This is a genomic window from Paenibacillus sp. P5_B5 (assembly GCF_056400365.1).
In genome coordinates this window covers 150,874-173,056 of sequence record NZ_JBFULK010000005.1, presented here as the reverse complement: position 1 = coordinate 173,056, position 22,183 = coordinate 150,874, and the positions used below count along the sequence as shown (strand labels likewise).

16 protein-coding genes are annotated in these 22,183 nt (G+C 41.9%); 4 read left to right on the top strand and 12 right to left on the bottom strand.

Going from position 1 to position 22,183, the window contains the following annotated elements; all coding sequences use genetic code 11:
• Positions 1-3: 3 nt before the first annotated feature.
• The 7 genes from AC1DOK_RS08590 to AC1DOK_RS08560 all read right to left on the bottom strand — a co-directional run bounded on the left by AC1DOK_RS08590 (position 4) and on the right by AC1DOK_RS08560 (position 8,555).
• Positions 4-906 carry a glycine betaine ABC transporter substrate-binding protein gene (locus AC1DOK_RS08590; RefSeq protein ID WP_477553843.1) on the bottom strand — a complete coding sequence of 301 codons (903 nt, stop codon included), beginning with the start codon at positions 904-906 and terminating at the stop codon, positions 4-6.
• Positions 907-947: 41 nt separating this feature from the next.
• Entirely contained in the window at positions 948-1,592 is a 645-nt protein-coding gene (locus tag AC1DOK_RS08585) for an ABC transporter permease (protein ID WP_477553842.1), read from the bottom strand.
• A gap of 176 nt (positions 1,593-1,768) precedes the next feature.
• A complete protein-coding gene (locus AC1DOK_RS08580; RefSeq protein WP_477553841.1) occupies positions 1,769-3,025 on the bottom strand; it encodes an allantoate amidohydrolase in 1,257 nt (418 codons plus the stop codon).
• An 18-nt stretch (positions 3,026-3,043) separates the two neighbouring features.
• On the bottom strand, positions 3,044-4,417 hold the full coding sequence (locus AC1DOK_RS08575) for a dihydroorotase (protein WP_477553840.1): 1,374 nt from the start codon (positions 4,415-4,417) through the stop codon (positions 3,044-3,046).
• 33 nt (positions 4,418-4,450) lie between these two features.
• Positions 4,451-5,524, bottom strand: coding sequence for a DUF917 domain-containing protein (locus AC1DOK_RS08570; RefSeq protein WP_477553839.1), 1,074 nt, complete (start codon positions 5,522-5,524; stop codon positions 4,451-4,453).
• Positions 5,525-5,608: 84 nt separating this feature from the next.
• Positions 5,609-7,246: a urocanate hydratase gene (locus tag AC1DOK_RS08565; RefSeq protein WP_477553838.1), complete on the bottom strand. Its 1,638-nt coding sequence runs from the start codon at positions 7,244-7,246 to the stop codon at positions 5,609-5,611.
• A gap of 325 nt (positions 7,247-7,571) precedes the next feature.
• Positions 7,572-8,555: a glycerophosphodiester phosphodiesterase family protein gene (locus AC1DOK_RS08560; protein ID WP_477553837.1), complete on the bottom strand. Its 984-nt coding sequence runs from the start codon at positions 8,553-8,555 to the stop codon at positions 7,572-7,574.
• Positions 8,556-8,865: 310 nt separating this feature from the next.
• Between AC1DOK_RS08560 and AC1DOK_RS08555 the strand changes: the two genes are divergently transcribed.
• The 4 genes from AC1DOK_RS08555 (at position 8,866) to AC1DOK_RS08540 (ending at position 13,507) form a co-directional block, all read left to right on the top strand.
• Positions 8,866-10,506 (top strand): glycerol-3-phosphate dehydrogenase/oxidase, encoded by a 1,641-nt coding sequence (locus AC1DOK_RS08555; RefSeq protein ID WP_477553836.1) that lies wholly within the window; start codon positions 8,866-8,868, stop codon positions 10,504-10,506.
• A gap of 98 nt (positions 10,507-10,604) precedes the next feature.
• Positions 10,605-11,171, top strand: a complete 567-nt coding sequence (locus tag AC1DOK_RS08550; protein ID WP_477553835.1) for a glycerol-3-phosphate responsive antiterminator — start codon at positions 10,605-10,607, stop codon at positions 11,169-11,171.
• Between the two features lie 30 nt (positions 11,172-11,201).
• Complete coding sequence (glpK, locus tag AC1DOK_RS08545; protein ID WP_477553834.1) at positions 11,202-12,692, top strand: glycerol kinase GlpK; 1,491 nt, start codon at positions 11,202-11,204, stop codon at positions 12,690-12,692.
• A gap of 197 nt (positions 12,693-12,889) precedes the next feature.
• Positions 12,890-13,507: a TetR/AcrR family transcriptional regulator gene (locus tag AC1DOK_RS08540; RefSeq protein ID WP_477553833.1), complete on the top strand. Its 618-nt coding sequence runs from the start codon at positions 12,890-12,892 to the stop codon at positions 13,505-13,507.
• Positions 13,508-13,650: 143 nt separating this feature from the next.
• On the opposite strand, the gene AC1DOK_RS08535 is transcribed toward AC1DOK_RS08540, so the two are convergent.
• The 5 genes from AC1DOK_RS08535 to AC1DOK_RS08515 form a co-directional block, all read right to left on the bottom strand.
• A complete protein-coding gene (locus tag AC1DOK_RS08535; protein WP_477553832.1) occupies positions 13,651-15,069 on the bottom strand; it encodes an NAD-dependent malic enzyme in 1,419 nt (472 codons plus the stop codon).
• Positions 15,070-15,216: 147 nt separating this feature from the next.
• On the bottom strand, positions 15,217-18,159 hold the full coding sequence (locus AC1DOK_RS08530; protein ID WP_477553831.1) for a VWA domain-containing protein: 2,943 nt from the start codon (positions 18,157-18,159) through the stop codon (positions 15,217-15,219).
• Positions 18,143-20,128, bottom strand: a complete 1,986-nt coding sequence (locus tag AC1DOK_RS08525) for a vWA domain-containing protein (RefSeq protein WP_477553830.1) — start codon at positions 20,126-20,128, stop codon at positions 18,143-18,145. The genes AC1DOK_RS08530 and AC1DOK_RS08525 overlap by 17 nt, the downstream gene beginning before the upstream one ends.
• Positions 20,129-20,190: 62 nt before the next feature.
• Entirely contained in the window at positions 20,191-21,177 is a 987-nt protein-coding gene (locus tag AC1DOK_RS08520; RefSeq protein WP_477553829.1) for a DUF58 domain-containing protein, read from the bottom strand.
• Complete coding sequence (locus tag AC1DOK_RS08515; protein WP_477553828.1) at positions 21,174-22,163, bottom strand: AAA family ATPase; 990 nt, start codon at positions 22,161-22,163, stop codon at positions 21,174-21,176. Before AC1DOK_RS08515 ends, AC1DOK_RS08520 begins: the two co-directional genes overlap by 4 nt.
• Positions 22,164-22,183 lie beyond the last annotated feature (20 nt).

Genomic DNA, 22,183 nt, shown 5'->3' with positions numbered 1-22,183 from the left:
CGATTATTTTTTCAATAAGCCTTGCTTCTCCAAGAATTCCTTAGCAACCTCTGCATACTCACGCTTCTTAATATCGACCTCTGCATTCAGTTCCTGCATACTTTTGTCATTAATCTTGCTTGAAATATCATCCAACACTTTTCTGACATTCGCGTCTTTATCTAGAATTTCTTGACGAATAACGGGTGCTAAGTAATAAGGAGGCCATAGCTTTTTGTCATCCTGCAATACAACTAATTCCGGATTCGTTAAATCACCATCTGTAGCAAAAGCAACCGTTAAATCGGCTTCATCACCAAGAACCACACGGTATTTTACTCCGTAATCAAACAGCTTCGTGCTTTTAAATGGAAACTCGCCGTATACACGTTTTAATCCTAGCAGGCCATCTTCACGTTCCTCGAATTCAGGTACAGCCGCAAAACGAATGTTTGCAGCATTCTTCTGTAAATCAGAAATTGTTTTTATTCCATATTGGTCCGAAGCTTTCTTCGAAACAGCTAAAGCTTGTGTATTATTAGCATCCGTTGGATTTAGCCAAACAAGATTAAACTTTTCTTTATAGAACTTAGCTACTTTATCGTAAACTTGCTTCGCATCGGAGATTGGCTTCTCTTCCATAATATTAATTAAGCCTGTTCCAGTGTATTCAGGATATAAATCGATTTCACCCTTCTTTAGTGCTTCATGAGCAACAAGTGTCCCAGCAAGATTAAGCTTTCTTTCCACTTTAATTCCTGCGTTCTCTAGTGCAATTGCATACATTTCACCCAAGATTAAATTTTCTGTAAAATTCTTGGATCCAATTTTAACCGTTAGATTAGATGATCCACCACCGCTACAACCGCTTAACACTAGAGATAAGATCAGTATGATTCCTACTAACATAAACGAAGTTTTTCTCATTCCTAAACCCCCTACAAGTTTTGTGGATACAAATTAAAGCACTAATCTCTCTGATATCTAGTTGTAAGGCGCTCAATTCCTGCAAAAATAACCTCTGAAAAAATCGTAAGTAGTGCAATTGGTATGGCTCCAACAAGCAGTACTTGGAATTTATTCATCCCAAGACCATTCACAATGAATGTCCCTAGCCCACCTCCTCCAATAAAAGCGGCTAAGGCCGCACTAGCAATGACTTCAACTCCAGCTGTTTTGGCACCTGCTATCATAAGCGGCATCGCTAACGGAATCTCGATTCTAGTTAATACCGTCCTCTGATTCATCCCCATTCCAGACGCAGACTCCATAATGGCAGCATCAATCCCTCGAAAACCTAAGAACGTATTGATCAGAATTGGCGGACAAGCAAGTATAACAAGCGCTACAAGTGCAGGCCAGAAGCCTGTTCCGAGTAACGGAAGCATAATAATTAATATCGCTAAACTCGGAATAACGCGAATAGAATTAATGGTGTTCATAACTGTCGCTGCAACTTTAGGGTTCTTGGCACACCATATGCCAATCGGGATACATAGAACGAGACTAATCAGAAGAGCGGATAAGCTTAAGGTTAAATGCACCTGTAGTTCATCCATAAATCTATCGTAATTATCTAGAAAGTATTGATACGTTTTCATTAATAGGTCCATCTCATCCCCCCAACTATGCCTAATAATTATCATATATTGATAATTGGTTATCACTTACAATTTATTTAATTTTATAATAATTAAGTAAATTCAGTCAATATGAATGTGATGTTATCTAACTTTCTTTTTCTTATACAAAAGGTTGCTCTATGTAAACCTGAGTCAGCCTTTTGTGTCTAATTCATTCTCTGATCGAATAAAAGCAAGGCTCTTGAAAGTGCTTCTACACCAAGTGTTACATCACTATAGTCAGTCCATTCCTCTGGGCAATGGCTTCTACCCTCTTGGCTTGGAACGAAAATCATGCCTACTGGAGCAATCTTGGCCATTTGATTGGCATCATGCCCTGCTCCACTTGGCAGATTTATTGTAGGGCCCACAGTCTTACAAGCTTCACCAATAACTTCACTTATCGAATCAGGAACTCTTATAGCATCTGATTGAGACAGACAATCCAAACGAACACTCAGTGATCGAGATGTCGCAAGTTCTTCAGCAATCCCTGTAAACTGTCCAACTATCGTTTCGATGATATCTCTACTAAGTGAACGAACCTCCAGTTCGAACGTCACAGTTCCAGGAATGACATTCGCTCCATTAGGTTCAACCATAAGCTTGCCGACCGTACCTACAACCTGTTCCTTGTATACTTGATTACATAACTCTTCAAGGGCGATCACTAGCCTTGATGCACCTGTTAGCGCATCAAAACGCATATTCATTGGCGTGGTTCCAGCGTGATTCGGTTTACCTTTAACAATAACACGATAACGATGAATGCCTACGATACCCGTTACAATACCAAGTTTATGACTTGTTTGCTCTAATACGGGCCCCTGCTCAATGTGAAGCTCCAAATATAGTGAAATATCTTTATCCGTACGCTTTAGCTCATCGATCCTCTCCGGATCTCCTCCAGCCATCACTATACCTTCTCGCAGCGTAAGCCCAGATAAATCAGATCGCTCTAGCATTTCAGGCAATAAATGACCAACCATTCCTCTACTACCGATCGTCGAAATACCAAATTCACTTGGTTCCTCAGCTGTAAAATCGACAATTTCAAGTGTATGCCGAAGTGCTGTGCCTGTTTCTTGCAGGCGCCTTGCTATCTCAAGTCCAGCAATAACGCCAATTGTGCCATCAAATCGGCCTCCCCCAGTTACTGTATCCGTATGTGAACCAATTACAATAGGCTTCAAACTTATATCCGTACCTGGAATGCTACCTATTAAATTCGAGGCTGCATCAATGCTTACTTCCATACCGCAAGCAAGCATTTCATTCTTAAGCCACTCGCGCCCCTGTGCATACCAGGAGGTAAAAGGCCGTCTAGTCCATCCTGGCTTAGTCTCATCAACAAAGGCAGCTAATGCTTCTATGTTCTGCTGAATGCGGATCTGATTCATTCCAAGCGTATAGGTATCCTTCATACAAAGATTAGCTCCCCTCTAGTTATGTCTTGCTTTAACATAACGACCATCACCAGGCTTACCAATCACCTGTCCGTCGTAAACCTGATGACCACGCACATAGGTAGATAGCACTTTACCATGCATGCTTCGATTATGATAGGGACTCCACTTCGCACTGGAATGCAGCGTTGCTTCATCCAAAATATATTGTTCATTTGGGTCTAAAATGACCAAGTCTGCATCCATACCCACTTGTATTTTACCTTTACAATAATCCAGACCAAAGGTACGAGCTGGATTCTCACAAAGCAACCGAACAAGGTCAAGCAGGGTGATTCTTCCCTTTGCAACGCCTTCACTATAAAGAATTGGCAATAAATTCTCTACACCAGGAGCACCTGATGCGTTTTTGAAAATATCGGAATTCAGTTTGCGATCCATTGTCCATGGAGCATGATCCGAAGTAACCAAATCAATCCCTCCACTTGCAGCAAGTCTCCATAGAGCCTCAACATCCTCTTTATTACGAAGTGGTGGATTAATTTTGACTTTTGCACCAAGCGTAAGCATATCGTCTTCATGAAGTGTCAAGTAATGCGTACAGGTCTCGGCCGTAATGAGAGCTCCTCTTGATCGGTAGAAACGCACCATTTCAAATAGATGCTCGTATGTCGTGTGGTACAAATGTAGCTTCACACCCGTATGATACGCTAGCTCCATCGCCATAACAGCAGCTGCACCCTCAGCAACCTTGGGTCTACTCCAGCAGTGGGAACGTGGATCTGATTCACCAAGCGCCTCCATTTTACCGATGTAGCTCCTAACGATTTCATCATTTTCCGCATGAACACCAACTGGACATCCGGTTTTGGAAATAGCCGTAAATGCATCGAGCAGACGCCCGTCATCAATACGTGGAAAGCGAATCGAATCCGTATTAAACATCGATACTTTAAATCCACATGGACCTGCCTCTGCAAGCTTCGGTATTTGATCTAGGCTACCATCCTTAGAGATCGTTACCAGTAATGCTGTATCTACAACAGATTCGTGATTTAACCTGTCTATTTTGTCTAGTAATAGTTGTTCTGTACATACAATGCTTGTAGCATCATAAGGCATCTCAATCATCGTTGTAACACCGCCTGCAGCTGCAGCCTTGCCTGCATTCGTAAAGCCTTCTTCCAAAGAGCTATAACAATGTACATGCGCATCAATGGCTCCAGGTAAAATATATCGATTAGAAGCATCAACCATCTGCTTCGCATGAAGCTTTTCAGAATCAACAGCCGATTCCATAATGGCCTGTATTTTGCCATCCTTGACCGCAATTATAGCGTCATGAATGATTCGATCCGAAAGCACTGCATTTCCCTTAATTACAAGATCATATTGTTGCTTAGTTCTCATGTCCTTCTCCTCCGTTTACCATTCACCTAATCGCTATCCTAGTGCATAGCTAGAGATGTTAATACCAAGCGCTTGCTCCACCTCTGGGTAGACCGAAGGATCCTTCACACTAGAGCTTAGCGGAATATAATTCTTATGGATTCGGAACACGGCAATTTCGAGCCCAGGCTCAAGTGCACCAGCACTTAATGGCTTACCGGTTTCAACTGAAATCGCTGTGATCACATCTGGGAAAGTCGTTAACCGATTGCCATCAGCATCATCAACAGCCATAAATTCATTCATTACATGCAATACAAGCTTGTTGTTCGGGACTTCGATGTTGATTTGCCCAATATCAAAACCACCCTTGTACGTTACACTCGTAGATACAACCTTACCTCTTCCGAGAATTTCACCATTCGTTTGCTCACAAATCGTGCGAATCACAGCTTCAGCTCCACTTGGCTCCGCTGCTATTATCGCCTCACCAAGCTCGATCGCGCGTGTTATACCCCCAATGGCTGCGTTCTGTTTAATGTAGGAAGCGGGAAGTGGCAATCTAGCTGCGGCAATAAAGCCACCAGACATATCAGATGCGGTCCGAAGAATATTGGATGTCTTCGCAGGTGTACCCGTGACTACAAGTTCAATATGTGAACCTGTTTCTCTTTTACCCCCAACAACAACTTGGATCGTGTCAAAGTCCGTTCTGCTCGCCATTCCCATCTGCCCCATTTTGCCAGTTGGATGAGCGCGAATATCACCCGTTGCATCAACTACGACAAGATCGAGCGCAGCTGCTGGCAGCCATCCATTGATTGTGCTCGACATACCATTCTGTGGTGTCATCACACCGACAACCTTGCCATCATAATGATCCATAAGCAGCTTAACAGCTTTGATATAGTCACTTCCAAGCATTTGCCAATCCGTCTTACCTGCTGGTGCGCCTATCGCTGTACACGTAATAATAATTGCATCATCAGGCAATTCATCGACGGAGACCAATCTTGGTCGTCCAATCGTTACAGCAGCTCCCCCAATCTCAAGTCCATGTTCGACCCAGCCGCCGCCACCAGAAGCATATACTGAACCTCCTGCTACCGCAGCCCTTACATCATCCATTGATAGTACTCGCAATAAAATCGCCTCCATTATTCTACCTATTGCAAAATGCTAGCATTACATCAAAACACACCATCATGTTAATCAAGTTAAAACTCGCCTAATCCCTTTAAGCTCTACCTCATCAAGTGCTTCCTCATAACCTGCATCTGCATACCTTAGCACGCCGATCGCCGTATCATTATCGAGAGAATGCTTGAGCCTTAAGTCTGCTTCTAGCGTTCCATCTGCAACAAGCGTCACTCCTGCACTCGTCATATAACCAGAGTAACCTCCACCACCTGAGTGTATGGCTACAAGATCAGCCATCGATGAGCAGTTCAGCATTGCATTCAGAAGTGGCCAATCGGATATGGCATCACTTCCATCCTTCATCCGCTCCGTCATGATGTTCGGATGTGCCATGGCTCCAGCATCCAAGTGATCACGCGAGAAGGCAATCGGTCCACTAAGCACGCCATCACGCACCATTTGGTTAACAGCAAGCGCGAGTCGCGTTCTTTCCCCATGACCAAACCAACCGATCCGAGCAGGAAGCCCTTCAAATGGTACATAATCATTCGCTAGATGAATCCAATTCGTCACAATCTCGTTATCTGCAAAATGCTCTAATATGTATTTATCAATCGTAAGAATATCATTCGGCTCACCAGTTAAAGCAACCCATCTAAACGGACCGATTGCACGTGCGAATAGCGGTCTTAAGAAAGCTTCTGTGAATATATCGATATCAAATGCATCCTTCACACCATGTTGATAGGCCTGAGTACGAATGTTATTTCCGTTATCAAACACGATTGAACCTCTACGCTTGAGTTCTAGCATCGCTTCAACCTCACGAGCAATCGATGCACGCGCATCATTCTCTAGCTGAGCCGGATTTGATTCTCGGACTGCCTTTACCTCTTCAAGACTGTAGCCAGCTGGAATGTAGCCATAGAGCAAATCATGTGCTGAAGTCTGATCGCTCACAATGTCTGGTGTTATTCCTCGTCTAACAAGCTCAGGATATACATCTGCGGCATTGCCAATGAGCCCGACACTTAGCTTCTCACCAGCAGCAACAGCCGCATTAATCCAGCTGAGTGCCTCATCTAAATTATGTGTTTTCTTCTGCAAATACCCAACTTCAATTCGTTTATCAACACGTATCTCGTTGACTTCTACGACAAGAATCGCAGCACCCGCCATTACGCCTGCTAGTGGCTGCGCTCCACCCATGCCTCCTAATCCAGCTGTAAGAATGAATCTACCTGCCAGGCTTCCGCCAAAATGTCTTCTAGCAATGGTTGCAAAAATCTCATATGTCCCTTGAATAACACCCTGTGAACCAATATATTGCCAAGCTGCAGCTGTTAAACCGCCCCAAATAATAAGTCCCTTCTCTTGCAATTCATAGAAATTCTCACTTGTTGCCCACTTACCTACCAAATTACAATTTGCCATAATGACAATAGGTGCAAATAGATGTGTTTTCATGATCCCGATCGGCTTACCCGATTGAATGACAAGCGTTTCATCATCTTCTAGATTCTTAAGTGTATTTACAATGGCATGGTAAGAACCCCAATTGCGTGCAGCTTTGCCTAATGCGGCATACACAATAAGCTCCTGTTGGTTTTCTCCATTCTCTAGCACATTCTCTAACATCCGAAGCAATGCTTCTTGTCTCCAACCTTTACAACGTAATGTAGTCCCACGATAGGCTTTAATTACATCCACCTCAACACCTCCGGTAATTATCAAATAATGATAACTAATTATCGAATCATAATTATTTTAATTTTATTATAATTCTGTTAATTTAGTCAATTAAATTGTTAAATTGTCTGTCACATTTTACTTTACGCACTCAGAATACAAGATATAACGCATCCGTCCATAAAGGAAGGACACGTTTCTTAAAGAAATCACTAAGAATTTAATAGCCATGCGATGTAAATTCTCTCATACTAAAATAAGCCTTCCAAACCAAAGATATTCTTTGGATTAGAAGGCTTAACGTATTAGATTAATCTCACGTGGTTAGTCGCCACCGAGCAATTGCTTATTTCAATCCCATCTCCTGCATTACTTCTAATAATAAGTCAGGTCGATTCGTCATAACACCGTCAGCACCAAGTTCAATAAGCTCTTTCATCGTTTCTTTATCATCGATTGTCCAATAATGCACCTGCATATTAAGTCTATGAGCATCATCGATAATGCTTTGCGTTTTCAGATTAAATCCACTATCAGATGTAGGAATTTGCAGAACCTGCGAGTCAGGACGATAGAACCCCTTTAAGAATGATTTATTCGCAAGTACAAATTTAACAACCTCTGCTTTACCAGCTCCAAGCGGGCTTTCCCCTTTCGAGTATTCCTCATAGCTTTGTACAATGCTATTATCAAATGAATTTACAATAACTTTGCTCTGTAAGTTATATTTCTTAATGAGCTCCCATAGCTTCTCTTCAATCTGTGATTTACCCTCTTGCGGGTAACGAGCTTTAATTTCAACATTAAAATGATAATCCTTGCCATATCGCTCAAATAATTCATCGAGTGTTGGGATATAAGTCCCCTTGCCTCTATAGCTATATTGTCCTTCTAGATCTTTAAAATGATAGCCCGCATCTAGCTTCTGCAGATCTGCGAGATTATAAGAATCAACTCGTCCAGTTCCGTTCGTCGTGCGGTCTACTGTATTATCATGGATTGCTACAAGATGACCATCCTTGGTCATGTGAATATCCGTTTCCATTACATCTGTTTGATATTGCCTTGCTTTGTCGAAGGCAGCAATGGTATTGGAAGGTGCTATATTCTCCCCTCCCTGATGCGAAATCAAGAGTGGCTTCTTTAAACCAGCAAATACATCCGGCTGTTTCGGTATTAGTGTGAAATACAGAATGAAATTGACGACATACAGGACAGCTAATACACCAACGATTCCGAGTATGATTTTCTTAAACAATCCCCGACTCTGTCTTTTAGAATATACAAGATTGGGTCTATAACTAGGCGTTTTTTTATCAAATGAACTCATTCAAATCCTCCTACAGGCATTTCCTAAAGTAATAACTACTTTGGATGAATTTTGATTTATTTGGACAATTAAGGTTTCTGTCCATTAAATCCCACTTCTTAAAGGATATAAGAGCCTGTCAGAAAAATCAAAAGTTTTTTGTTTTTAGACACCTCTTACCCTTGTAAATATAAACTAATTCGCATATGATAACTATTATAAGTAAATAACAGGTCGGAGAATATGAGAAGACCGCTAAGCCGTTGATTGCAATATTGCAATCGAATGGGCTTATGCGGTCTTTTTATTTTTTCTCAGAAAGGAATGTACAATGAGCCAAAACCAAAATTTCTCAAGCCACAAACGAAATACAATTATGAATGAACTAGAAAACGAAACATTCGATATGTTAGTGATAGGAGGAGGCATTACAGGGGCAGGTATTGCACTTGATGGCGCTGTTCGCGGTCTCCGGGTCGCATTGATTGAAATGCAGGATTATGCAGCAGGAACGAGCAGCCGTTCAACTAAGCTCATTCACGGTGGTCTTCGGTATCTCAAGCAAGGGGACGTCGCATTAGTTCGAGAGGTTGGTAGAGAACGCGCTATTCTGTATAAGAATGCGGAACATTTAGTCACTCCTGAGTGGATGCTCATGCCGATCGTTCGAGGGGGTACTTACGGTAAACTCTCTTCATCCATTGGAATTTACATCTATGATTGGTTAGCTGGAGTTAAGAAGGAAGAAAGACGTGTGATGCTGAATAAAGCAGAAACACTTGCTAAAGAGCCCTTATTAAATAAAGATCGTTTACTCGGCGGAGGTTATTATGTTGAGTATCGCACCGATGATGCCCGCCTAACCATTGAAACCATGAAAGCAGCAGTTGCACGTGGTGTAAAGGCAATAAATTATGTGAAAGCTGAAGAACTTCAATATACCGAAGGTAAACTAACAAGTATCCTTGCTAAAGATTTAAATACCGGGAATAAATTCACTATACGCGCTAGTAAAATAATTAATGCTGCTGGTCCATGGGTCGATACATTACGCGAGCTTGATAAATCTAAGCAAGGTAAGAGTCTTCACTTAACCAAAGGCGTCCATATTGTCATTGACCAGAAAAAGTTCCCACTTCGACAAGCTGTTTATTTCGATACCTCTGATCGCCGAATGGTTTTTGCTATTCCTCGTGATGGTAAAGCCTATATTGGAACGACAGATACCAACTATACAGGTAACTTAGAGAATCCGGAGATGACTAAGGAAGATAGTCAGTATTTAATCAAATGCGCGAATGAGATGTTCCCCACTCTGAACTTAAAGACTTCGGATATCGAGTCTAGTTGGGTAGGACTTCGTCCACTCATTCATGAAGATGGCAAATCACCTTCAGAACTATCTCGTAAAGACGAAATTTTCATTTCCAAATCAGGACTAATCACAATTGCTGGCGGTAAATTAACAGGTTATCGCAAAATGGCTGAACGAGTCGTTAATCTCGTAACGCAGGGGTTCCATAACGAAACTGGAAATCATTATCCAGCTTGTACAACAGATCGCATTAAGCTATCCGGTGGAGAATTTACAGTTAATTATAATTCGTATAGAGATGCTTGGGTTGCCAAAGGCATTGAGCTTGGATTAAGCAAACAAAAGGCGACAGAACTTGTTCAGCGTTATGGAAGCAACGTACCTGTAGTGTTTGAATATATCCCTGCTTTGCAATCTACAGCCACCCAGTATAAAACGGATGTTGAAGTGTTAGCAGCTTTGCAATACGGAATCGATCACGAAATGGTAACAAGACCACTCGATTTCCTTAATCGCCGGTCTTCTGCAATGAATTTTGATCGTCCTAGTGCAGTCGCCTGGATTAATCCTGTTATTGCCTATATGGCTGAGCAATTAGGATGGGATGAAAGAACCCTAGCAAACTACGAACAAGAAACAAAACAAGCCTACTTATAGGCATTTCAAAGTTTGCTATGATATATTCATAATTGTAGCGATTAACAGTTAATTGTTTATCCAGACAATAGAAGGTGAAGGTGGATACCTTGTTTTTCATGAAACAACCTATACTTCCTGCAGTTAAACAATTGAAGGATTTCGAAAAACTGCTTAATAGCTCCTATGAATACATGGTTATGCTCGACGTCCATGTTTCTCAGCTTCGAGATGTATTTCAGTTAGCTAGACAACATAAAAAACAGCTACTCCTGCATGTCGATCTCATACGCGGCCTTCAAAGTGATATTTATGGCACACAATTTCTGTGTCAAGAATTCCGCCCATTTGGATTATTATCAACTAAATCTAATGTTATTATTGAAGCAAAGGCAAGAGGCATCATGGCGATACAACGTGTATTTCTTATCGATAATAATGCTTTAACAACTAGTGCGGCATTATTAGCCAAAACGAAACCAGATTACATCGAAGTATTGCCTGCTGCTATGCTTAATAACATCAAGGAAGAGATTGATAAGCACATTCATATTCCGATCTGGGCCGGCGGATTTGTTCAAACTGTGCAAGACGTCGAAACAGCACTTAATTCTGGCGCCCTCGTAGTAACCACATCCAATAAAGAACTTTGGAACCACTATGAGAAGGTTACAGTTATGAGATAATTATTCGAAATCTAGTTAAGGAAGTGAGATATGAGTTCCTATATATTAGCTATTGATCAAGGTACAACAAGCTCAAGAGCTATTTTGTTTAATCATGAAAGTCAAATTATACATAAATCTCAGCAAGAATTCATTCAACACTTCCCTAAACCTGGATGGGTAGAGCATGACCCGCAGGAAATATGGGCATCTGTTTCCGCTGTTATTACGAGTTGTCTGATCGAATCCAATGTGGAAGCGAATCAGATTGCAGCAATCGGTATTACGAATCAACGTGAAACTACGATCGTATGGGACAGACATACCGGAATACCGATTTACAATGCAATTGTATGGCAGTCAAGGCAGACACAAGCGATATGCGATGAGTTACGACATGATGGACATGAAGCTTTATTCAGAAACAAAACTGGTTTATTAATCGATGCTTACTTCTCAGGTACCAAAGTCAAATGGATATTGGATCATGTACCTGATGCTAGAGCCAAAGCAGACAACGGCGATCTCTTATTTGGAACTGTTGATACTTGGCTCATCTGGAAGTTAACAGGTGGCCGTACACATGTAACTGATTATTCAAACGCTTCAAGAACGTTAATGTATAATATCCATGATTTACAGTGGGATGATGAGCTCTTGGACTTATTGACCATACCTAAATCTATGTTGCCAAAGGTTTGTTCTTCGTCAGAAATTTATGCAACTACAGCCCCATCGCAGTTTTTTGGTCAAGAAATCCCAATTGCAGGTATAGCAGGCGATCAACAAGCTGCTCTTTTTGGGCAAGCCTGCTTCACCGAAGGCATGGCCAAAAATACATATGGCACAGGCTGCTTTATGCTTATGAATACAGGGACCAACGCTGTTACATCCGATCATGGCTTATTAACAACGATTGCTTGGGGACTAGACGGCAAAGTAGAATATGCACTTGAAGGCAGTATATTCGTCGCAGGTTCAGCCATCCAGTGGCTTCGTGACGGACTTCGTATGATCAAAGAATCCAGTGATAGTGAAACCTATGCGAACCGAGTTGCTTCTACAGAAGGTGTCTACGTCGTTCCTGCATTTGTCGGATTAGGCACTCCCTATTGGGACAGTGAAGTTAAAGGTGCGGTATTTGGTCTGACTCGTGGAACAAAGAAAGAGCATTTTATACGAGCCACCCTTGAAGCACTCGCCTATCAAACCAAAGATGTCCTTACTGCGATGGAAGCAGACAGTGGCATTAAGCTTCGTAAGCTTCGTGTAGATGGCGGTGCAACCGCAAATCATTTTCTGATGCAATTCCAGAGCGATATCCTAGGTGTTCCTGTTGAGAGACCTTTCGTTCACGAAACAACTGCACTTGGAGCTGCCTATTTGGCTGGACTTGCCACTGGATACTGGAGTAGTAAAGACGAGATTAATTCTCAGCAGCAAATCGATTACTTATTTGATCCCAAGATGACAATTGAGGAATGTGACATGTTATATACAGGCTGGTGTAAAGCGATTAAAGCTACGATGGCCTATAAATAAAGTAACTAAATAATGTAACTAGATTATGCAATAATCCAAGCCGATGGTTCACATGAACCATCGGCTTGGCTAACGTTTAACGTAATAAATTCACATGATTGATTTGGTTGCTATTTTATTTCTTTTATGGTTATCATGTGGATAGTATGTAAATATGGAATTTGATTACCATCTTTCGCCGGAAGGATAGAATTCAAATGGGAAAAGCATTGAAAACTGTTGACGGAAGACATTTAAGATCGAAACAAACGAGGCAAAAACTACTTAAAGCTGCACGTCATGTATTTTTAAAAGAAGGTTTCCAGAATACAACGATTAACCAAATTATTAAGCTCGCTAATACGGGTTACGGAACCGCTTATACACATTTTTCAGGTAAAGATGATTTTCTCATTGTCCTAATGGAAGATGTCATGCAACAATTTTTTAATATTGCAAATATTCCTTTTTCTCCTACTTCCAAAGAGGAAGCACGTAAAGTTATTTTAGGACAAGTACTTACTCTATTTAAAATAGCTGAATCCGAACGTGACATGATGAAAGTTTTTGGTGAGTCTATAGGGCTCTCATCAGCAGTTACTATGAAGTGGGAAGAAATACGACATAAGTTAGTACAGAATATTACCACTGATATTATATTCTCCCAAAATAATGGATTAGCTCGTAAAGATTTAAAAGCGGATTTAGTTGCCCGCCAGTGGTTCTACTCCAATGAAATGTATCAATGGGAGATTGTTCATAATAGACATGTGGACTCTCTTGATGATATCGCTAACACAATAACGACAATGTATACGGATGCGCTCTATTTGTAGTTATTCAACAAATATTGCTGATGTTCACGGCTACATATAAACGAACATCTCTGAATTGTTAAATAAAACAATAAAGAACCCGCCAGAAATTCGTAGGATAAATCGGCGGGTTCCCCAACTATTTGGAAAGATGTTAATCGAAATTAACGAAATTCACGTGGTATTTTCTTAGCAACACCAGTTTCAATTGCAGCTTGGATAACCTTCCTGCGAACATTAGGGACTACATCGGCGTTAAATACGCTCGGGATAATATATTGTTCATTAAGCTCTTCATCCGTCACAATTGAAGCAATCGCATAAGCAGCAGCTAGTTTCATTTCTTCATTAATAGTAGTTGCTTGACAATCTAGCGCCCCTCTAAAAATACCAGGGAAACAAAGCACATTGTTAAGCTGATTTGGATAATCAGAACGTCCAGTAGCAATTACACGCACATATGGCTCTGCATCTTCTGGGTTGATTTCTGGATCAGGATTCGCCATTGCAAATACAATCGGATCTGCTGCCATCTTCTGAATATCTTCTACTTTAAGAACACCTGGACCTGACAATCCAATGAATACATCTGCTCCTACAATTGCATCACTTAGTGTTCCTGTAACTTGATTCGGATTCGTATTGTTTGCATACCATTGGTGCATCGGATTAGAATAAATTCCTGCTTGGTGCAATACACCTACAGAACGAGTAACACCGATTACATTCCTAACTCCTGCAGCAAGAAGTATCTTCGTACAAGCAATCCCAGCAGCACCTGCTCCACTAAATACAACCGTAATGTCAGACATCTGTTTGCCAACAACCTTCAAAGCATTGATCAATCCTGCTAGCATTACAACAGCTGTGCCATGCTGATCATCATGAAAAACTGGAATATCAAGTTCTTCCTTCAGACGTCTCTCAATTTCGAAGCACCGTGGAGATGAGATATCCTCTAAGTTAATCCCCCCAAATACTGGTGCAATCGCTTTCACAATTTTGATAATTTCTTCTGTATCCTTCGTGTCTAAGCATATCGGAAACGAATCTACATTAGCCATTTCTTTAAAAAGAATAGCCTTCCCTTCCATTACAGGCATGGATGCAAGAGGTCCAATGTCCCCGAGTCCTAGTACAGCTGTACCATCAGTTACCACCGCAACCATATTACGCTTAATGGTTAAAGAGTAAGCTTTAGCTGGTTCTTGTTCAATTGCTGTACATACACGTGCTACACCTGGTGTATATACATGGGATAAGTCATCTCTGTTCTTTACGGATACTCTAGATTTAACTTCTAACTTACCTCCGAGATGCATCAAGAAAGTACGATCTGACACGTTAATAACTTGTACGCCTGAAACCTTCGAAATACTGTCAATTAATTGTTTCTCTTGATTCTGATGTGCAACACCTATCGTGATGTCCCGGACAGTTGATGATTTGCGATTGCTCACCATATCAATCGCGATCACATCACCTCCAGCATCATGTATGGATTGAGCAACATTCAAGAACATCGTGCTTGAATCAATTTCCAACCGAGCAATTACACTATAACTTCCACCCGTTGAAGACATGTGAAACACCCCTTTTTATCTAATATCGAACTAATATTCTACGTATTATACGGGTACCAACATCCGAATGTAAATAAAAATTTATAAAATTCAAATAAATTAAATGAACAAAAAGTGAAGATACGCCGCAGCATATCTCCCATTAAATTATCTTTGATTGCGTTTCTTAGCATTTAATAATCGATTAACCGTATTACTTTGGTCGCTTTGGTTACTTTCCTTACTTTGATTCGATGCTGAATTGTTTATATCTTCTTTAGGAGACGATGTTGAAGGTTTAGCTTCAAGTTTATTCTTAACCTTATCATTATTTACAATTTGTGCTGCATGCTTAATAGGTGACTCCTCACTCTTAAGTAGTGAATTACCCTTCAACTGTTCATCTTGATTACTACGTTCTGTATAAAATTGACCGGTTTGTCGTTTACGCTGTTGTAATCGTTCCATCCGAGAATCTTGAACCGATTGCTGCTGATTATTGCCTGCGTCATTACTAATTCTCCGTTTTTGTAATCCGATAATCGCCCAAGAATAAATAAGTTCCCAACGTATCGATAAACGACGAACTGCAATATCCAGTAACCATAGGATCAAGGCTGTTATGATTAAGACACGACTCAGATCATACAATTGCTTGCGAGGCTCTGTATCTCCTGTAAATACTTCATTAGGCTTGTCAAGCGATAGTATCCTACCACCTGTCAGCTGCGCAATTTCAAGTAAGGACTGATCAGCTGTTTTAGATGAAGAAGGAATTCTATATTCAGGAGAATAAGGAACAACCACACCTATATTACCGGCACTAACTTCGTTCTGTGCAGTACCATCTTGGATTGGGGTAAAGTTAATCACATAAGCGCCAGCGTCATGAAGTGGTAAGCTTCCCTCATACTCTCCTGGCAAAACTTGCGTTAACGTCACCTCTTGTGATTGTAGCTTATCATCTGTTACAACGGCCTTCAGTTCATCCCATGTGGAAGCATCATCTGTGCTCGTAACACGCAGTGTCGCTTCATTACCGCTAAGTACTGTATTTACTTCGAATGGAGAAGCAACAAATTGCGGAAACGTCCATTTTACCATCTGCGCAAATACTTCCGAGAACGCTCCCCATTCAATCCAATCCTTGGACCATTTACCTGTTAAATCACTCGTCCAAGCCACTGTTCTACCCGAACCATATTGCCATCTTGCAAGCAATGGATCAGGTTCAGGACTGAGCAGAATAGGTTCAGCCGCTTCTTTCACTGTTGTTGCCACATAAGCCTGAATCTGAGGAACACCGTCTGCAAATAGTTTACTCCAATCATTCACCGCTCCTAGTGCCGGTACGAACGGCTGGTTCACGATGTAAGAACGAGCCATCATGACAGCTTCGCGACTAAATATAGCTGGGAGTGTACTCTGGTCGTTCGTAAAATAAGAGCGTCCCTTCGCTTCCTTCGCTAGCCATTCTAGCAACTGTACATCTGTATCTTGTCCAACTCCGACGGTGGATAGCGTTATTTGGAGCTTGACCATCTCATCTAACATTGATTTATAATCAGGGTTATTCGCTGATTGACCATCTGTCATCAGAATGATGTGTTTTCGCTGCGCATCAACCTCTTTGAGCTTATCAAACCCGGACTTTAGGGCTGGATAAATATCAGTACCACCTTCAGCTTGAATTGATCGAATTTGATTCATAACCTGCTGTTTATCTGTCAATTTTTGAGGCTCGACAACCCACCAAGGCTGGGAATCAAAAGCTACTACACCAACGGTATCCTTGGAACGCATTAATTCAACAGTCCGTATCGCTGATTCCTTGGCAAGCTCCATCTTATCGTCAGACATACTACCCGAACGGTCAATGACGAGGACTAGTCCAAGTGATGGAATTTCCCGCTTCCCTTCTAGTTCCATTCGAACCGGAAGTGCTTTTTCAATAGGTGTTTTAAAATACCCACCCATCCCATAGCTATCTTCCCCACCAACCATCATGAGTCCAATTCCATAGGTGCTTACCGCTTTCTCCATCATTTCCATCTGCGAGATGGAAAAACGATCTGCGGATACGTTGTTGAGAATAATGCTGTCGTAAGCCGTTAATTTCATCAGTTCTCGTGGAAACAGCTCCGGCGCTATAATCTCATGTTGTACAATTCCTGATTCAAGTGCAGCTGCAATATTACCTGAGGTGTTCGGCTGTCCTTCGACAATCATAACCCTAGGAGCCCCAATTACTTTGCTAAATGCATAGCCAACATTATTAATTGCTTGCTTATCGCCATCCATATAGATTTCGGCACGATATTGATGTAGGCCAGGCGTTTTGGCAATCCCCTGAAGCACGATTTGATTATCTCCCCGTTCAACCTCTATAGGCATTGCCGCTAGTTCGCGATTATCTTCATAAATCCGGAGTTCAGCACTTCCGGCTAGTGTACTTCGAATCGATATTTCGAAAGCGAATTTCTCTGCCTGATAAAGCTTCTCAGGAATTTGTAGTCGCTCTATGGCTACATCTCCTACTACTTGTCTAGGAACCTGCAGCACATCAATTGGAATGTCTCGGTTTTTGAGCATTTTGGCTTGCCTATGCATGTTACCCACGTTCTCTTCCCCATCAGTCACAAGTACAATTCGCGATGCTTCTGGAATGGGTAATAGACTGCTTGCTACTTGCAAGCCTTGCTCCATATTCGAGAACTGCCGACTTAACTGGGCTGACTGGACAAAGTTAGATGGTAAGACAGACATACTACGTTCAATCGCAGACTCGAGTCCGGCAGAAATAACTGCAAACTGATCCTTCTCACCTTTGCTCGCTGCTGATTGCTTCATCCATTCCTGTAAATCAGTTGATTCGGGCATACTGTCTGACTTATCGATTACATAAGCAATATGCTTCTCTATATGCATGATGTAGCTTTGCATACCTGATACAGCAAGAACTAGCAATAGAAGTGCTAGAGAGCGAAGGAAGAAGACGAGCTTTTTGCGAAATCCATAAAGTCGTTGATCCCTCTTATAGAAATAAATCATCGCAGGCGCGATTAATGCCATTAGGAGAAGTGCCCAAGGCCAACTAAATTGAATTCCCACGTTGATACACCCCCCATTCGAACAGGATGAGAAGGATGACGAGCATCGCTAGCAATTTCATTAACTGCACATCTGTTTGCTGACTCAATATTGACTCTGTAGGATCAAGATCGTCTGTCTGAACTTGTACATTAAGAGAACTTGCTAATGGAAAAGTAAGCTCTGATTGCAGTGCAATGTTAGATTCTTTACTGTCCATCGTTATTTCCGCATTAGCTGTAGAAATCACATTGCCTGACAAATCTTTCTGCACGAATTGGTACAATCCAGGCACGGCAGGTACCATCTGGTAGGTTGATTTACTACTTAACTCTAGAGATCCTTGAGGAACAGCAGCTTCTGAACCAGAATCACTTTTAAACTTGTTTAATAATTTCCATTCGGCAGTTGTAGCTCTGGGCGATATAGCAACTTCTTTAGTCGTTCCAGCTATTAATCGTCCTAAAGATATCATTTGGGATTCACCAAGCCATTCGATACTATTGCGTACAAATATCGGGAACTCGGCACGTAGTGGCAAATCCGATTGATGAAGATCATAATTTAATAGTAGACGTGGCTGACCTTGTTCAGTTCCTGCGAACACCACTGGATTATCGCCAAGCTCAATAATCGGTTGCCCCCAAGGTACAGATTTCACAGCACCAAGCTGTGATATATGCGTATCATTCATACTTATATATCGATTAATAGGATGCTCCTTGATCTCAAATACATCTGTTGTTGGTGTAACGGTTGCCGATTGATCACGACTGCCAATACGCCAAACTGGCTTTTGCTTGAAGAGATCCACCCACTCAGGTGAATCAATTGACTGATCTGCAACTCTGTCAAGAATGACCATATCGATAGGAGTATCTGGAACAATCTGCTTCACACTAGATAAATCGGTATTCTCATCCATGGGAGGAAGCTGAATTTTAACAACTTCCGTACCCGATAGCTGAAGTGCCTTCTCTAGAAATAAATTACCTTCTGTAAGGAGCAATACACGTTGTTGACCTTGCTCCGTTAAGAAGGAATAAGCTATATTATCCTCTTGAAGCGCATCATCAATATCTAATCGCAACGCATAATGCGAAGCTATTGGTAATCCCTCAAACTTCAGTGTTTTCTGTGCACCCGGGAGTAAGGTAATTGTCTGCACATCGCCTATTTGATCACCATCACCAATACTTAACACCACATCTAGAGTTTGCGACTCGTTCGACCAATTCCGAATAACAGCTACACCTTGTGCCTGATCAGATTCACTAGTACCCGTCTTTTTGACTCCGAATTGTGCAATAGCCACATTATGACCCTGACCTGAAATCTGCTCCACGCGAACCGGTACATCGTATGTCAATCCTGTCAATTGCTCTGGCCACTGCATATCCGTATAAACAATAATTTCTGCATCCTTATCCATACGAGTCAGCGAAGCGGCTAGTGACATCGTTTCTCGATAACTGCTAACACCGTAATTCACTGCTAGTTTATCTATAGATTGGAATAAAGCAGATTCATTCGTTTGCCTTGACTCGATCAACTCAGGCTGTTCTCCCACGCGAATCAGAGTGATTTCACTCTTACTCGCTGGTCCAGCAACGAATTGTTGTAATTTAGATTTCATCTGTTCGATTCGTGAAACCGATTGACCTTGCTCATTCTGCATATCCATAGCAGCCATGCTAGCAGATGTATCAGCAACAATAACAAGATGAGCTTTAACTCCCCTCTCAGATGGAATCAAAGGCTCCATTAAAGCAAACACAAGCAGCGCAGCTATCAGCATTTGTATCCAAAATAACATTTGATTACGCAGCTTCTGCCAAGGCTTATTCGCCTCCATGTTACGTAGTACACGATTCCAGAGCATGTGACTTGGTACAACGGTATCGACATATTTGCGTTTTAGTAAATACATCACAATGATCGCACCTAATGATAGGGCGAATCCGATGCTCGCGAATGATTCAAACCGCACGTACCTCACCTGCTTTCTTAGTTACTTACAAAGAAACAAGACTTTCTATAGACCACGAGTTTCTATATTAAAACACCTGTCTGGCGTAATAGTTTCAACACCATTTCGCTTACTGGTAAATCCGTCCGTGCCATTACATACGTCATTCCACGTTCATGACAATACTGTCTTAAACCGTCGGTATACGTCTGCACAACATCTTGATAAGCACGTAATACACGACCGGACACAGCAACCTCTTTACCTCCACTTTGCTCGCTGTCAATTAATTTGAGATCACCAATTAATGATGGTTCAAGCTCTTGCTGGTGAAGCACCTGCACTACAACGACTTCTTGCCTTGCAGCTATCATATAAGATAGCGCTTCTTCAACACCTTGCTCAGCGAGAAAATCTGAGAATATAAAGGTCATTCCTTGCTGACGTGAAAGTGCATATGGATTCATAAAAGGTCGTGCAAAATAGGAGTCAGCTTGACTATTCCCTTGTATATTGCCGTTTTTACTACCTTGTTTAGTACCTTGCTTATCCACTGCTAGACCTTCCGCCGATTCCATGAATTGAAATAGCCTGGCTGCTGAACCCTTACCTCTGAGCAGCGGTGTATGATTGATTATTCGATCTGCAAAACAAGCAGCGTCAACTCGGTCATACGAAGATAAGGCAATATAGCCAATACAGGCAGCAAGTTGTTTTGCATAGTCTAGCTTGTTGCCTACCTTCCCTCCTTCGACAAGGGTACCGCTGAGCTCTCCACCAAAATTCATAGATGGCGATGCATCAATAAACAAGTGCACCTGCAGCTCTTGCTCATCCATGTATTGTTTAATAAACGGCTTGCCTGTCCGTCCGTAAACTCCCCAATCGAATCGACGTGTATCATCACCGGGTGTATATTCCCTGTAATCAGCAAACTCTAGCGACGAACCAAGCTGCTTGGATCGCCTCTTGCCCTGCATCGTTCCTCGAATCCGCCTCTTCGCTACCAAAGATAACTGTTCGAGCTGCAACAACAAATCATTAGGCAAGTATAACTTACTAGCTGTCATCGCGTTTTCTCCAAGGCGGATAGAATATCCTGCACGATGTTGTCTGTTAACACACCCATTGCTTGTCCTTCATAATTAAGTAGTAAACGATGTCTTAAAGCCGGAACTGCAACCTTCTGTATATCATGAATAGATACATGTAATCTTCCTGCATTCAGCGCACGTACCTTACTTAAGTTAATAATCGATTGAATCCCCCGAGGTCCGGAGCCGAATCGAACATATTTATGTACCGATTCTGGAGCGTCCTTCTGATCAGAGTGGGTCATCGTTAACAATCTGACCGCATAATCAAGCACTTCCTCTGCAACAAGTACTCCTTTGGCACCTTGCTGTACAGAAAGCACTTGCTCCGCAGTTGCAACAGCCTCCGCACGAACCTCATGAACTGCTGTTGTACGACGTACAATTTCTTTAAGCTCGTCGGGTGTGGGATAAGAAACGTTAATCTTCAGCATAAAACGATCTAACTGCGCCTCTGGAAGCGGGTAAGTTCCTTCATTTTCAATTGGATTCTGCGTAGCCAAAACAAAGAATGGGAGTGGTAAACGATGTGTTCCTCCCCCAGTAGTAACCGTCTTCTCCTGCATCGCTTCAAGTAAAGCACTCTGTGTTTTGGGAGTCGCACGGTTGATTTCATCCGCTAATACAATATGACTAAAGATCGGTCCGGGTTGAAACCGATAAGAGGTATCCCCTTGCAAACCGAACTGAATAATATTCGTACCCGTTATATCTGTTGGCATAAGATCAGGCGTGAACTGAATTCTGGAGAACGACAGTTTGAGTGCATCTGCGACCGTCTGAACAAGCTTGGTCTTGCCAAGACCAGGAATCCCTTCAAGCAGTGCATGTCCTCCAGCAAATATGCACCAAAGGATCTGCTCAACCACTTCCTGTTGTCCAACGATCACACGCTCAACTTGTTCCCTTACGGATGTTATCGTTCCCGACCATTCTTCCAATTGCACTTTCAAATCTACCATAACAGGTATCACTCCTTTAA

Excerpts from the sequence above, each read along its gene's own strand:
- AC1DOK_RS08590 (WP_477553843.1), bottom strand. The coding sequence starts at position 906 with ATGAGAAAAACTTCGTTTATGTTAGTAGGAATCATACTGATCTTATCT.
- AC1DOK_RS08585 (WP_477553842.1), bottom strand. The coding sequence starts at position 1,592 with ATGGACCTATTAATGAAAACGTATCAATACTTTCTAGATAATTACGAT.
- AC1DOK_RS08580 (WP_477553841.1), bottom strand. The coding sequence starts at position 3,025 with ATGAAGGATACCTATACGCTTGGAATGAATCAGATCCGCATTCAGCAG.
- AC1DOK_RS08575 (WP_477553840.1), bottom strand. The coding sequence starts at position 4,417 with ATGAGAACTAAGCAACAATATGATCTTGTAATTAAGGGAAATGCAGTG.
- AC1DOK_RS08570 (WP_477553839.1), bottom strand. The coding sequence starts at position 5,524 with ATGGATGATGTAAGGGCTGCGGTAGCAGGAGGTTCAGTATATGCTTCT.
- AC1DOK_RS08560 (WP_477553837.1), bottom strand. The coding sequence starts at position 8,555 with ATGAGTTCATTTGATAAAAAAACGCCTAGTTATAGACCCAATCTTGTA.
- AC1DOK_RS08555 (WP_477553836.1), top strand. The coding sequence starts at position 8,866 with ATGAGCCAAAACCAAAATTTCTCAAGCCACAAACGAAATACAATTATG.
- AC1DOK_RS08550 (WP_477553835.1), top strand. The coding sequence starts at position 10,605 with ATGAAACAACCTATACTTCCTGCAGTTAAACAATTGAAGGATTTCGAA.
- glpK (WP_477553834.1), top strand. The coding sequence starts at position 11,202 with ATGAGTTCCTATATATTAGCTATTGATCAAGGTACAACAAGCTCAAGA.
- AC1DOK_RS08540 (WP_477553833.1), top strand. The coding sequence starts at position 12,890 with ATGGGAAAAGCATTGAAAACTGTTGACGGAAGACATTTAAGATCGAAA.
- AC1DOK_RS08535 (WP_477553832.1), bottom strand. The coding sequence starts at position 15,069 with ATGTCTTCAACGGGTGGAAGTTATAGTGTAATTGCTCGGTTGGAAATT.
- AC1DOK_RS08520 (WP_477553829.1), bottom strand. The coding sequence starts at position 21,177 with ATGACAGCTAGTAAGTTATACTTGCCTAATGATTTGTTGTTGCAGCTC.
- AC1DOK_RS08515 (WP_477553828.1), bottom strand. The coding sequence starts at position 22,163 with ATGGTAGATTTGAAAGTGCAATTGGAAGAATGGTCGGGAACGATAACA.